11 protein-coding genes, 1 other RNA gene and 1 pseudogene are annotated in these 13007 nt (G+C 64.1%); 1 reads left to right on the top strand and 12 read right to left on the bottom strand.

Annotated features, from left to right (window positions below; genetic code table 11):
- Genes ftsW through mraZ form a run of 9 tightly spaced genes read right to left on the bottom strand, consistent with a single transcriptional unit; the run spans position 1 to position 10202 of the window.
- The gene (ftsW, locus tag RFN28_RS13395) at positions 1-1152 is read right to left on the bottom strand and encodes a putative lipid II flippase FtsW (protein ID WP_320287801.1); all 1152 of its coding nucleotides are present in this window, start codon (positions 1150-1152) and stop codon (positions 1-3) included.
- Positions 1152-2552, bottom strand: a complete 1401-nt coding sequence (gene murD, locus RFN28_RS13390; protein WP_320287800.1) for a UDP-N-acetylmuramoyl-L-alanine--D-glutamate ligase — start codon at positions 2550-2552, stop codon at positions 1152-1154. Before murD ends, ftsW begins: the two co-directional genes overlap by 1 nt.
- A gap of 8 nt (positions 2553-2560) precedes the next feature.
- Positions 2561-3643 (bottom strand): phospho-N-acetylmuramoyl-pentapeptide-transferase, encoded by a 1083-nt coding sequence (gene mraY, locus RFN28_RS13385; protein WP_320287799.1) that lies wholly within the window; start codon positions 3641-3643, stop codon positions 2561-2563.
- 27 nt (positions 3644-3670) lie between these two features.
- Positions 3671-5104, bottom strand: a complete 1434-nt coding sequence (locus tag RFN28_RS13380; protein WP_320287798.1) for a UDP-N-acetylmuramoylalanyl-D-glutamyl-2,6-diaminopimelate--D-alanyl-D-alanine ligase — start codon at positions 5102-5104, stop codon at positions 3671-3673.
- Positions 5101-6555, bottom strand: coding sequence for a UDP-N-acetylmuramoyl-L-alanyl-D-glutamate--2,6-diaminopimelate ligase (locus tag RFN28_RS13375; RefSeq protein WP_320287797.1), 1455 nt, complete (start codon positions 6553-6555; stop codon positions 5101-5103). The genes RFN28_RS13380 and RFN28_RS13375 overlap by 4 nt, the downstream gene beginning before the upstream one ends.
- 54 nt (positions 6556-6609) lie before the next feature.
- Entirely contained in the window at positions 6610-8334 is a 1725-nt protein-coding gene (locus RFN28_RS13370) for a peptidoglycan D,D-transpeptidase FtsI family protein (protein WP_320287796.1), read from the bottom strand.
- On the bottom strand, positions 8331-8726 hold the full coding sequence (gene ftsL, locus RFN28_RS13365) for a cell division protein FtsL (protein WP_320287795.1): 396 nt from the start codon (positions 8724-8726) through the stop codon (positions 8331-8333). Before ftsL ends, RFN28_RS13370 begins: the two co-directional genes overlap by 4 nt.
- Before the next feature lie 4 nt (positions 8727-8730).
- Positions 8731-9747, bottom strand: a complete 1017-nt coding sequence (rsmH, locus tag RFN28_RS13360; RefSeq protein WP_320287794.1) for a 16S rRNA (cytosine(1402)-N(4))-methyltransferase RsmH — start codon at positions 9745-9747, stop codon at positions 8731-8733.
- Positions 9744-10202: a division/cell wall cluster transcriptional repressor MraZ gene (gene mraZ / locus RFN28_RS13355; protein WP_320287793.1), complete on the bottom strand. Its 459-nt coding sequence runs from the start codon at positions 10200-10202 to the stop codon at positions 9744-9746. The genes rsmH and mraZ overlap by 4 nt, the downstream gene beginning before the upstream one ends.
- Positions 10203-10597: 395 nt before the next feature.
- Here mraZ and RFN28_RS13350 point away from each other — a divergent pair, with 395 nt between their 5' ends.
- On the top strand, positions 10598-11713 hold the full coding sequence (locus tag RFN28_RS13350) for a cystathionine gamma-lyase (protein WP_320287792.1): 1116 nt from the start codon (positions 10598-10600) through the stop codon (positions 11711-11713).
- Positions 11714-11718: 5 nt separating this feature from the next.
- Here the strand turns inward: RFN28_RS13350 and RFN28_RS13345 are convergent, their stop codons facing one another.
- The 3 genes and pseudogenes from RFN28_RS13345 to rnpB all read right to left on the bottom strand — a co-directional run bounded on the left by RFN28_RS13345 (position 11719) and on the right by rnpB (position 12845).
- Positions 11719-11946, bottom strand: coding sequence for a type II toxin-antitoxin system RelE/ParE family toxin (locus RFN28_RS13345; protein ID WP_320287791.1), 228 nt, complete (start codon positions 11944-11946; stop codon positions 11719-11721).
- A 75-nt stretch (positions 11947-12021) separates the two neighbouring features.
- Positions 12022-12295: pseudogene (locus RFN28_RS13340) on the bottom strand (type II toxin-antitoxin system ParD family antitoxin).
- 149 nt (positions 12296-12444) lie between these two features.
- Positions 12445-12845: RNase P RNA component class A (gene rnpB, locus RFN28_RS13335), an RNA gene on the bottom strand.
- Positions 12846-13007: the final 162 nt, after the last annotated feature.

Genomic DNA, 13007 nt, shown 5'->3' with positions numbered 1-13007 from the left:
TCATTCCGCCGGCATGGTGCGCTGCGAGAAGGTATAGCCCATCTGCTTGCGCTTTTCGGGATGTCTGCGCGTCAGCGCCAGCACCATGCCCATCGAGACGGCAATCGCGATCTGCGAGGAGCCGCCATAGGAGATGAAGGGCAGCGTCATGCCCTTGGCCGGCATCAGCTGCAGGTTGACGCACATGTTGATGGCCGACTGCAGGCCGAAAATGGTGACGAGCCCGCCGACGGCGTAACGGGTGAAATCGTCGTGTTCCTTGAGCGCGATGCTCAATCCGCGCAGCACGATGAAGGCGAAGATCGACATGATGAAGAAGCACATGATCAGCCCGAACTCCTCGCCCGCGACCGAGAAGACGAAGTCGGCGTGGCTGTCCGGAATGACGCGCTTTACCGTGCCCTCGCCCGGGCCGACGCCGAACCAGCCGCCATTGATCAGCGCCTCGCGGCCCATGTCGACCTGGAAGGTGTCGCCTTCGCCGGTGAGGAACTTGTCGATGCGGGCAGCGACATGCGGAAACACCGTGTAGGCCGCGAACACGCCGCCGATGCCGGCGGCACCCAGCGCGACGATCCAGAACCATGGCAGGCCGGCCATGAAGAACATCACGCCCCAGGTGCCCAGCACCAGCATGGTCTGGCCGAGGTCAGGCTGCGCCACCAAAAGCGAGATCACCAAGGCCAGCAGCAGCATGGCGAAGAGGTTGCCGGGAATGTCTGGCTGGCGCTTGTGCTCGGCGAACAACCACGCGCAGATGACGACGAAGGCCGGCTTCAGGAATTCGGACGGCTGGATCGAAAGGCCGGCAAGCGAGACCCAGCGCCGCGCGCCCTTCACCTCGACGCCAATGTAGAGCACTGCCACCATCAGCACCAGCATGATGCAGATCATCACCAGCGACATTCGCCTTATTTGCCGGGCCTCCAGGAAGGAGACCGCGAGCATCACGATGAGCGCCGGGATAGTGAAGATGATCTGCCTGGTGGCGAAGTGGAAGCTGTCGAGACCGATGCGCTCGGCGACCGCCGGGCTCGCCGCAAAAGACAGAACGATGCCCAGCCCCATCAGCGACAGGAATGCCGCCAGGAACCAGCGATCGATCGTCCACCACCAGGTTGCAACTGGACTTTTGTCGAGACGGCTTTGCATCAACGTGGCCCTCCGATGGGTTTCACCCCATCAATAGCAGTCGCAGCTTGCCTGAAGGCTTCGCCGCGCACCTCGAAATTCTTGAACTGGTCGAAACTGGCGCAGGCCGGCGAAAGCAGCACCACGGCTTCGCCGCCGGCATCGCTCGCAGCGTCGTGCGCGGCGTGCGCGACCGCGGCAGCCAGCGTTCCGGAAATCTCGTAAGGCACCGCCTCGCCGAGCGTGGCAGAGAAAGCAGGGGCGGCCTCGCCGATCAGATAGGCCTTGGCGATGCGCGGGAAGAACCCGCGCAGCGGCTCGATGCCGCCTTCCTTGGGCAGGCCGCCGGCGATCCAGTAGATGCGGTTGAAGCTCGACAGCGCGGGAGCGGCCGCATCGGCATTGGTCGCCTTGGAATCGTTGACGAACAGCACATGATCCTTGCGGCCGACCTGCTCCATACGGTGCGCCAGCCCCGGGAAGCTCTCCAGCCCCGCCTGGATCTCGCCGAGTTCCAGCCCGACCCTGAGACAGGCAGTGACAGCGGCGAGCGCGTTCTGCGCATTGTGCTGGCCGCGCAACGAGCCAATGCCTTCGAGGAAGGCGATACGGCTGTAACGGCCGTTCACAGCTTCCATCAGATTGGTGCCGTCGGCGAAATAGCCGTCGGTCAGCGGCAGGCGCTTGGATATGCGGATCACTTGCTTTCCGGCTCGCTCCAGTCGGTCGGCGATCTGGGCGCACCAGGAATCGTCGACGCCGATGATGGCGGTGTCGCTGCCGGCGACCAGCCTTTCCTTGATCGAGGCGTAATGCGCCATCGTGCCGTGACGGTCGAGATGGTCCGGCGTCAGGTTGAGCAGCACGCCGGCCGTCGGGTTGATCGAGGGCGCGAGATCGATCTGGTAGGACGAGCACTCGACCACATAGTGCCGTTCGAGCCCGGGCGGATCGAGCGTCATGACGGCGCGGCCGATATTGCCGCCCATCTGCGTGTCGCGTCCGGCCGACTTCAGGATATGCGCCGTCAGCGCCGTCGTCGTCGATTTGCCGTTGGTGCCAGTAATCGCAATGAACGGCGCCGCAGGCACTTGCTGGATACGCTCTCGGCAGAACAGCTCGATGTCGCCGATTACCTCGACGCCCGCGCCGCGCGCCAGTTCCACCGCCCAATGCGGCTTCGGATGGGTGAGCGGTACGCCGGGCGACAGGACGAAGGCCGCGAAGCGCGACCAGTCGGCGCCGCGCAGGTCGCCCGTCGCAATGCCGGCGGCGGCCGCCTTGGCGACGCTGTCCGGATTGTCGTCCCAGGCGAGGATCTCGGCGCCGCCCGCGATCAGGGCATGCGCGGTCGCGATGCCCGAACCGCCGAGCCCGAAGAGCGAAACGCGTTTGCCTGCGAAGGAAGCGGCGGGGATCAAGCGGTGTCCTATCTGAGCTTGAGGGTCGAAAGGCCGACCAGCGCCAGGATCACGGCAATGATCCAGAAGCGGATCACCACCTGGCTTTCGGTCCAGCCGAGCTTTTCGAAATGGTGATGGATCGGCGCCATCAGGAAGACGCGCTTGCCGGTCATCTTGAAGTAGCCGACCTGGATGATGACCGACAGGATCTCCACCACGAACAGACCGCCGACGATGACCAGCACGATCTCATGCTTGGTGGCTACCGCAATGGTACCGATCAGGCCACCCATGGCGAGCGACCCGGTATCGCCCATGAAGATCGCGGCCGGCGGCGCGTTGAACCAGAGGAAGCCGAGGCCAGCGCCGATCACCGCGCCGAGCACGACCGCGAGTTCGCCGGTGCCGGGAACGAAATGGATCTGCAGGTACTCGGCAAAGACCGCGTTGCCCGAGAGGTAGGCGATGACGCCGAACGACGCCGCCGCGATCATGATCGGCACGATCGCCAACCCGTCGAGACCGTCGGTCAGATTCACCGCATTGCCCGCGCCGACGATGACGAAGCAGGAGAACGGCACGAAGAACCAGCCGAGATTGACGAGGAATTCCTTGGCGAAGGGGAAGGTCAGCGAGGACGAGAACGGCGCCTGTCCGTTGCGCATGATGATCCAGGCGGCGATGCCGGCGATGACGAACTCGATCGCCAGCCGCGCCTTGCCGGAGAAGCCCAGATGCGACTGTTTCGTCACCTTGAGATAGTCGTCGTAGAAGCCGATCGAACCGAAGCCCAACGTGACCATCAGCACCACCCAGACATAGATGCTGGAAAGGTTCGCCCACAAAAGCGAGGAGCCGATGATGCCGGACAAGATCATCAGCCCGCCCATGGTCGGCGTTCCCGCCTTCTTGAAATGCGTTTGCGGTCCGTCGGCACGGATCGGCTGACCCTTGCCCTGACGAAGTCGCAGCGAATTGATGATTGTCGGCCCGAAGATGAAGACGATCAGCGCGGAGGTGATCAGCGCGCCGCCGGTGCGAAAAGTGATGTAGCGGAAGACATTGAAGACCGAGATCTTGTCCGCGAAATCAACGAGTAGAGTGAACATGCGCTTTCGTCCCCCGGACGCCCGACCTCAAGTCGGTTCAACGGTTGTGGCTTCCGCCGGAAATTTGCCGAGCAATGCCTCGACCAGCTTTGAAAATCCGATGCCTTTCGACGACTTGACCATCACCACGTCGCCCGGCCTGATTGCCGACATCACGACCGGCTTCAGCTCTTCCGCTCCTGCCCGGTATTCTGTTTCGACATCGGAAGGCAAAACGTCGGCCAGCGCCCGCATCTCCGGGCCGCCGAGAAAAACGTTGCGCGTCTGCGTGCCGACGATCAGTTCGGCGAGCGCCGCATGGAGCTTCGCGGAGTGGCTGCCCAGTTCCAGCATGTCGCCAAGCACCGCGATGCGCCTGCCCTCACCCGAGACAGGCGTTGCGTTGAGCAGCGCCATGGCTGCCGCCATCGACGCCGGATTGGCGTTGTAGCTCTCGTCGATCAGCGTGATCGGGCCGTTCGGGTGATGCAATATGTGACGCCTGCCGCGTCCGCGCTCGGCCGAAAGATCGGCAAGCGCGGCCGCCACCTTGTCGAGGTCGGCGCCGACCAGTTGCGCGGCGCCCAGAACGGCGAGCACGTTCTGCACGATGTGCCGGCCGGGCGCACCGACGCGGGCCGTCACTTCCTTCTTGCCTATCCTGACAGTGATGTCGGAATGGTCGGCATGAAGCGCGCAGTTGGTGAGCCGGAAGGTCGAGCGGGCGTTTTCGCCGAAGCCGAAGACATGCGCGACGCCGGCCTCCTTCGCCATTTTCCCGAGCAGCATCCAGCGCCGATCGTCTCGGTTGAGCAGCGCGGCGCCGCCGGGCTCCACCCCCTCGAAAATCTCGGCCTTGGCCTTCGCGATCTCATCGAGATTCTTGAAGAAGCCGAGATGGGCGGCGGCAATGAGCGTCACGATGGCGACATGCGGCCTAACCATCTTGACCAGCGGCCTGATCTCGCCGGGATGGTTCATGCCGATCTCGAAGATCGCGTAGTCGCAATCCTGCGGCATGCGCGCCAAGGTCAGCGGCACACCCCAGTGATTGTTGAAGGACTGCGCCGAGGCATGCACCTTGCCGACAGCCGACAGCACATGGCGCAGCGCTTCCTTGGTGGTCGTCTTGCCGGCGGAGCCCGTCACCGCGATGATCTTTGCCTTTGAGCGGGCCCGCGCGGCAACGCCGAGCTTCTCGAGCGCTGCAAGCACGTCCTGCACCACGATCATCGGCGCCGTCAGCCGGCCGAGGGACGGGAGCTTGGCCTCGGCGACGACCAGCACGGCAGCACCCGCCTTCACCGCGGCGGTGGCGAAATCGTGGCCGTCCATCGTCTCGCCCTTGATGGCGAAAAACGCATTCCCGGGCTCGAGGCTGCGGCTGTCGATGGAAATGCCGGTGATGCCTTCCGGCAGCAAGCCGATCGGCCTGCCGCCCATGGCCTCGACAAGCGCTTCCGACGTCCAGAGCAAGCTCATGCCGCGCGCTCCTGGAGCGCCTCGCGCACTTCCTCATGGTCGGAGAAGTGGAAGGTTTCGGTGCCGACCGTCTGGCCTTCCTCATGTCCCTTGCCGGCGACGATCAGCGTATCGCCGGCGTGAAGCATGGCCACGGCATCATGAATCGCCTTGCGGCGGTCGCCGATCTCGATGGCGCCGGGGGCTGCGGCAAGGATTGCCGCGCGGATGGTTTCGGGAACTTCCGTGCGCGGATTGTCGTCGGTGACGATGACGACATCGGCGAGCCGGGTCGCGATCTCGCCCATGATCGGCCGCTTGCCGCGGTCGCGATCGCCGCCGCAGCCGAACACCACAACGACGCGGCCGGTGGTGAAGGGGCGAACCGAAGTCAGCACGTTTTCAAGCGCATCCGGCTTGTGGGCATAGTCGACATAGACCGGAGCGCCGGCCGACGTCGTGCCGACGAGGTCGAGCCGGCCCGGCGCGCCTTTCAGTTTCTCCAACGCGGCCAAGGCTTTGCCGACGGATGTTCCAGTCGAGATGGCAAGCCCGGCCGAAACCAGCGCATTGGCGATCTGGAAGTCGCCGGCGAGCGGCAGGTCAATTTCATGGAGGACACCGTCCACCTCGACTTCGGCGCGCTGGCGGTGGCGCTCGTGCTCGACCCGCTTCAGCGTGAGGAAATCGCCGTGACGGCCGACAGTCAGCACCTTTAGACCCGCCGCCCTCGCGGCTTTGATCGTCGGCTCCGACCATGGATCGTCGGCAAAGATGATGGCCGGCGCGCCTTTCGGCAGCAGCGTATCGAACAGGCGCAGCTTGGCGCGATGATAGTCCTCGACCGTCGGATGGTAATCCATGTGGTCGCGGCCGAGATTGGTGAAGCCGCCGGCGGCAAGCTTGACCCCGTCGAGGCGGCGCTGGTCGAGACCATGGCTGGAGGCTTCCATCGAAGCGTGGGTGACGCCCGCGTCCGCCAATTCCTTCAGCAGCTTGTGCAGCGCCACCGGATCCGGCGTGGTCAGCGAGCCATATTCGTTGCGGCCGGGCGCCACGACGCCCGTCGTGCCGATCGAAGCGGCGGCAAAGCCTGCCTGCTCCCAGATCTGGCGGGTGAACGCGGCAACCGATGTCTTGCCGCTGGTGCCGGTGACGGCGACCATCGTTTCCGGCTGCTTGCCGAAGAAGCGCGCCGCGCTCAACGCCAGCGCCAGGCGCGGATCGTCCACGGCAACGACCGGGGTCGACAGACCTGAGATTGCGTTGCCTCTGGCCGCCACGATTGCGGCAGCGCCACGGCCGGCCGCGTCGGCGGCGTAGGTTGAGCCATCGGCCTTGCTGCCGGCAAGCGCGAAGAAGACGACGCCCGGCCTTACCTGGCGGGAATCGGAGGAAATTCCGGTCACCTCCAGATCGGGGGGAACTGTTCCCTCGACAGGCAGGATACCGGCTAGATCTTTCAGATGCATCGAGTCCCGTTCACCGCAACAAAATAGCGCGCAGTTACCGGCGCGCCCCAAGAATCACTGATAGGAAACCAGCGTTGCACCATTTTCATGGCTGAAATCTGGCTTCACGCCAAGCATGGATGCCGCACGCCTGATGATGTTGGCTGCCATGATGCCCGCATTCGAGGCGGCGGTGGCCCCCATACCGGGCTTTTCCGGCTTCGGCTCGTCGGCGATCGTCAGCACGATATATTGTGGATCGTCCATCGGGAAAGCCGCGACGAAGGCATTGAAATTCTTTTCCTTCGAGTAGCGTCCGTTGACTACCTTCTCCGCCGTGCCGGTCTTGCCGCCGACGCGGTAGCCCGGAACCCTGGCGTTCTTGCCGGAACCCTTCTCGGCGTTGAGCGCGTAAAGGTAGCGCATCCCTTCCACGGTCTTGTCCTTGACCACCCTTTTGGCTACCTCCATTGCCTGTTCTGCCGTGCGCGGCAGAAAAGTCGGCTCGATCAGATAGCCACTCATCAATGCGGCGCAGCCGACGGCGGTCTGCAGCGGCGTCGTCGAGACGCCATGGCCGAAGGCGATGGTGATCGAATTGACCTGCTTCCAGATTTTCGGTTCGGTCGGGCGCGCCACTTCCGGCAATTCCGTCTGCATCTTTTCGAGCACGCCAAGCCGATGCAGGAACTCGCGATGCCCTTCGATCCCGACAGCCTCGGCTTCTTTGGCTGAGCCGATGTTGGACGAATAGATGAACACTTCAGGCACCGAAAGCACACGGCCCTTGCTGTGGAAGTCATGGATGGTCTGGCGGCCGATCCTGATCGGACGGGACGCGTCGAAGCGGCTCTCCAGCGTCACCTTGCCGGAATCGAGCGCCATGCCGGTGGTGAAGCTCTTGAAGGTTGAGCCCATCTCGTAGAGGCCGGCCGACATGCGGTTCAGCCGGTCCTTGTCCTGGGCGTTGTAGGGATTGTTGGGATCGAAATCCGGCACCGAGGCCATGGCCAGCACTTCGCCGGTCTTGATGTTGAGGACGACCGCGCCCGCAGCGATCGCGTGGAACCGCTCCACGCCGGCCGCCACCTCGTCGCGCACCACGTGCTGGACACGCAGGTCGATCGACAGCTTCACCGGCTTCAGGTCTCTGGCCACCGCCAGTCCCGACGCCTGCAGGTCGGTCAGACCCTGGTCGTCGATATATTTCTCCATGCCGGAGATGCCCTGATTGTCGATGTTGGTGAGCCCGACAACGTAGGAGGACGTCTCGCCGCTCGGATAGAAGCGGCGCTTTTCGGTGCGGAAGCCGAGGCCGGGAATGCCGAGCGCCATGATGTCGGCCTGCTGCTTCGGCGTCAGCTGCCGCTGTAGCCAGACAAAGCCGGCGCCGCTCTTGAGCTTGTGATAGGTCTGCTCATAGTCGATCTCGGGAAGCACCGTCGAGAGCTTCTCGATCGCCTCGTCGGCGTCGACGATGCGGCGCGGCTCGGCAAACAGCGACGCCGTCTTGATGTCGGTCGCCAGCACCTCGCCGTTGCGGTCGACGATATCCGGCCGTGAGGCGGTCACCCGGCTCTGCGGGCCGCCCGAAGTGTCCGGGTTCTGCAGGCCAAGATAGACCAGCCGGCCGGCAATCGTCGAATAGATGGTGAAGAACACCGCCATCGTCATGACGATGCGGGTTTTGGCCTTGCCGCCGGTTGCCTTGCGGGCGGCATCGACGACGATCGAGCCGTCCTCGGCCGCCTTCCTTCGCTGCCTCAGCAGGTTACCGATCCTTGGAAGCCTGCCGATCATTGAACGGTGCTCCCGGTCACCACCGGATCCTTGCCGTCCGCGGGCCCTTTGCCGGCATTGTCGGCCATGCCGCCAAGCCGCTGCGAGGACAGGTCCTCGATGGTGACCGGCTTCACGGGCACGTCGTCGAGGCCGCCGATCTGGCGGGCGTTGAGGGGCTCGAGCCCGAGCTGCGTCTTGTAGATTTCGGCAAGCTTCTGCAGCCGCGAAGGCTGGGTGAGCAGGCTCCAGTCAGCCTTCAGAAGATCGATCGTGTCTTCCTCATAGCGGATTTGCGCCTGCAGCTTCTGCACTGCCGCCAATTGGTCCTCGGCCTCGCGCTTGGTCTTGTAGGTCAGGGCCGCCGCAGAGACCATGATGGCGATCAGGACTATGTCGCTGGTACGAAACACGTGTTCACCTCTCCCCCGGCCGCTCGACGGCGGGAAGCTTTGGAAGGCCGAAAATCGAAAAATCGCCGGCGCGCGCCGGCACGTCGGTGCGGATGGCAGCGCGCAGCCTGGCCGAGCGTGCCCGCGGATTGGCGGCGATCTCGGCCTCTCCCGGCGTTACCCCGCCTCCGGATTTGCGGAAGGTCGCCAGCCGCGCCGGCGCGTCGGGCATGTGGCGCGAGCCCGATGCCGCATCGGCGCGATCGGCGATGAAGCGCTTGACGATGCGATCCTCCAGCGAATGGAAGGTCACGACGGCCAGTCGTCCGCCAGGTTTGAGCACCCGCTCGGCGGCGAACAGCGCGCTAGCCAACTCGCCAAGCTCGTCATTGACGAAGATGCGCAGCGCCTGGAAGACGCGGGTGGCCGGATGGATCTTGTCCTTCGGCGCGCGGCCGATATGGGTGGCGATGGCGTCCGCGAGGTCGAGCGTGCGCTCGAAAGGCCGCTTCTCGCGCCGGCTCTCGATCATGCGGGCGATGCGGCCGGCATGCCGCTCCTCGCCGAGAAAACCGAAGATGCGGGCAAGGTCGCCAGCCTTGAAGGTGTTGACGACATCGGCGGCGCTCAAGCCCGCCTGCGCCATGCGCATGTCGAGCGGCCCGTCGGCGCGAAAGGAAAAGCCGCGCTCGGCCTGGTCGAGCTGCATGGAAGAAACGCCGATGTCGAGCACGACGCCGTCTGCGCTCTCGACATGTTCGTCCAGCGTCGAGAAGGGCGCCTGAACGAGCTTCAGCCTGCCGCCGGCCTGCTGCTCCAGGGCCCGGCCCGCGGCGATCGCATCCGGGTCGCGGTCGATCGCCACGACCGAGGCGCCCCGCTCGAGGATGGCGCTGGTATACCCGCCGGCGCCGAACGTCCCGTCGACAATTGTTTCGCCGGCCTTGGGCTGAAGCGCCTCCAGCACTTCGGCAAGGAGGACCGGAATGTGACGGACCAGTCCGCCAACGGCGTGAGGATCATCGCCGTGGCCAGCCATCATTCCGGTCGCTCCCCGCGCTTCGTCCCCTGCCGAAGCTGCAAAAGCCTGGCGCGCGCCTGCGCCCCATAGGCGGCAAGCCGGCCCGGCTCCCAGATCTGGAAGAAATTGCCGCGGCCGACAAAGGCCGCTTCCGTCGAAATTCCCGTATGCTCGCGGATGAAATCGGTCATGGTGATGCGTCCGTCCTGGTCGAGCCTCAGGAATGTCCCGTCGCCATGGCAGAAGAACGACATGTCGTCCGCCGTCTGCAGGAAGGGATCCTCGAGCGCGATCCGCTGCTCGTAGCGGTCTAGCAGGTCGAGCCCGCCGACATCCATCGCCGGACGATCCAGGCAGCGCAGCGCATAGAGCTCCGAATAGCCGCGCTTCTGCACAACCGCGCGGAAATGCGCCGGGACGGACACTCGCCCCTTCGCATCGATCCTGTTCACTGCGTTTGACAGAAACCGGTCCACTACGCGCTACAGCCGCTGTCGCCGCCGTACCCCTTCCCATGTTTTTCTCCGCGCCGCCGCGCATCGCCTCGCGACAAATCGCTTCATTCACCAAGGCAAAAACCGGCAAACGCGCAGCCGCCGCGACTGCCCGATTGGCGTACGCTTCACCCTGACGCGGAACGAAGGCTTGATGATGCGAATGGGATATCATGGGGCACTATGGGCGTCAACGGGAAGAGGCATCACAAACACACTCGCCACAACCAGGAAGAGCAGGCCGACGGCGCGTCTCGTCTTTATCGTCTATTAAGCCTAACGAACCGTTTAGAGCGCTCTGGCCCAAGAAGACGCGGCTTGCTGCGAATGGCCGGCACGCATAGCGTCGGACCTCTATTCAGCGAAGGAACGAGCCCATGTCCGAAACCGCGAGGTCACGCGCCGCAGCGCTTGCACATCTGCGCAGCGGCGATTTCGCCAAAGGCGATCCTATCCCCTTACCGCTGACCATGGCCTCCATCTTTCATTCGCCGGGCGACGCAACTGGCTTCGATCAGTACGGGCGTTTCAGCAATCCGACATGGCACGCAGTCGAGCACGCGCTTGGTCATCTGGAAGATGCGCAATGCATTGCCTTTCCGTCGGGAATGGCCGCGATTTCGGCAACGTTCTTTGCGCTCGTTAAATCGGGCGACCGCATTCTCTTGCCTTCGGACGGCTACCACACGACGCGCGCGCTGGCGGAGCGTTTCCTGAAACCGCTCGGCGTCGCCTATGACGTGAGACCCACATCGAGCATGCTCGACGGCGGTTTCGCCGGCTACCGGCTGGTCTTCGTCGAAACCCCGTCCAACCCGCGGCTGGACATCTGCGACATCGCTGCCGCCGCCAAGGCCGCCCATGAGCAAGGCACGCTCCTCGTCGTCGACAACACCACGATGACGCCCTTCGGCCAGCGCCCGCTCGACCTCGGCGCCGATATCGTCGTGTCGGCCGACACCAAGGCGATCAATGGTCACTCGGACGTGCTGTTCGGCCATGTCGCGAGCCGCGACCCGGACATTGTCGCCAAGGTCAAGGATTGGCGCGAGACCGCCGGCGGCATTCCCGGACCGTTCGAGGCTTGGCTCGTGCATCGCGGTCTCGAAACGCTCGAGGTGCGTTTCGACCGCATGTGCTCCTCGGCGGAAACGATCGCTCGTCGTCTTGAGGGGCATCGCGCCGTAAACGGCTTGCGCTTTCCAGGCCTCGAGGGCGACCCCTCGTACAATCTGGCGCGGGCTCAGATGGAGCGTTTCGGTTTCATCATCTCGTTCGAGCTGGCCTCGGAAGAGAAGGCCGAGGATTTCATCAACAATTGCGCATTGATTGAATCGGCGACATCATTCGGCGGCGTGCACAGCTCGGCCGAACGGCGCTCGAAGCGTGGCGACGCCGTGCCGCCCGGCTTCGTACGGCTGGCCATCGGCTGCGAGCCGGTCGAGGAACTCTGGCAGGCGATCGAGGCGTCGTTGGATAAGATCGGCAGCTAAGGTCATCACGGCGCCAGATCGTCGGCTCCGATCTGGCGCCTGCCATGGAGTACACGAAGGATTTCGATCGCGTCGCCGCTGACGCGGTACAAGGTCAAATACTCGCCGACGATAAGATGGCGAATGCCCGACGCGATGTCGTCACGAGGAGGGCCGGATAAGGGATAGGCGGGCGGCCAGTTGCCGCCAGCGCCCTTCGATGCGATCGGGCAGACGATCCGCATCGGCGTCATTGTCGGCTGCGACGTAAAGCCAGATGGCGATCAGGTCTTCTTCAGCTTGCGCAGCTCGAGCGATGGGCAGAGAGCTCATGCCGCTCCGTTTGACTTCCAGCGCCTGCGTGCCTCGGCCTTTATTTCATCCATCGACACGTACCGTCCCGCCCCGCTGTCGATCCCCTCTTGCACCAGCTTGCGCAGTTCCTCGACCGTATAGCCGAGCAGGTCGCGCCGGTCCTTCCATTGCCTGAGCCTCCCGGATCACTTCGCTCGCTGAGGCATATTCGCCCGCCGCGACGACATCGTCGACGGCCGCCGCCAGTTCCGGCGAAAGCGTGATGCTGCGTTTGCCGACTTGGCCCATGACGTGCTCCTGTGCTTTCGGCAAGGTACGATTAATCGTACCGGTTTCAAGGAACACAGCGGCTCGCACCGAAGGCGACCAGGCCAAGACTTGAACCAGAAGGGACGTCGGCCGGCGCAACCTTTTGCTGTTAGAGAGCGATATCGGAAGACGCCAGCTGGCCTGTAAGCCGGGTTCTGTATGGCCCTCGCGCCTTGCGGCGCGAGAACGTGGCGGCCATTCATCTTGGACGCATGTCGCCATGCGCCTCACGCAACCTACCCGGGCGGTGGGCCGGAAACAGCCCTCGAAGGTTTCCCTTCGCACCGCCCCTATTCGGTCTTGCTCCCGGTGGGGTTTGCCGTGCCGCTCCTGTTGCCAGTCGCGCGGTGGGCTCTTACCCCACCCTTTCACCCTTGCCGCAGCATTTGCCGCGGCGGTTTGCTTTCTGTGGCACTTTCCCTGGGGTCTCCCCCGCCGGCCGTTAGCCGGCACCGTGTCTCCATGGAGCCCGGACTTTCCTCACCCGCAGCCTTTCGGCTCTTGCGGGCGCGGCCGCCCGGCCAGCTGGCAATGGCGTATAAAGGGGTTCGCGCCTGAAAACGCAAACAAAAAAGGCAGCTATCCCGCTTTAAAGCGCGTCGCGCCGAAGCGGATTCAGGCGACGCGCTTTATGTCCTGTATTTACGCATGACGTTTTCCCAAAACCGCTGCGCACTTTTGGGCGACATGC

The sequence above is a fragment of the Mesorhizobium album genome (assembly GCF_033977205.1).
Taxonomy (GTDB): domain Bacteria; phylum Pseudomonadota; class Alphaproteobacteria; order Rhizobiales; family Rhizobiaceae; genus Mesorhizobium; species Mesorhizobium album.
The sequence above is the reverse complement of the archived record's forward strand: the minus strand, read 5'-3'. Positions and strand labels throughout refer to the sequence as shown.

Coding starts and splice junctions, on each gene's coding strand:
- RFN28_RS13350 (WP_320287792.1), top strand. CDS start 10,598: ATGTCCGAAACCGCGAGGTCACGCGCCGCAGCGCTTGCACATCTGCGC.
- RFN28_RS13345 (WP_320287791.1), bottom strand. CDS start 11,946: ATGACGCCGATGCGGATCGTCTGCCCGATCGCATCGAAGGGCGCTGGC.
- mraY (WP_320287799.1), bottom strand. CDS start 3,643: ATGTTCACTCTACTCGTTGATTTCGCGGACAAGATCTCGGTCTTCAAT.
- rsmH (WP_320287794.1), bottom strand. CDS start 9,747: ATGATGGCTGGCCACGGCGATGATCCTCACGCCGTTGGCGGACTGGTC.
- RFN28_RS13370 (WP_320287796.1), bottom strand. CDS start 8,334: ATGATCGGCAGGCTTCCAAGGATCGGTAACCTGCTGAGGCAGCGAAGG.
- RFN28_RS13375 (WP_320287797.1), bottom strand. CDS start 6,555: ATGCATCTGAAAGATCTAGCCGGTATCCTGCCTGTCGAGGGAACAGTT.
- RFN28_RS13380 (WP_320287798.1), bottom strand. CDS start 5,104: ATGAGCTTGCTCTGGACGTCGGAAGCGCTTGTCGAGGCCATGGGCGGC.
- ftsW (WP_320287801.1), bottom strand. CDS start 1,152: ATGCAAAGCCGTCTCGACAAAAGTCCAGTTGCAACCTGGTGGTGGACG.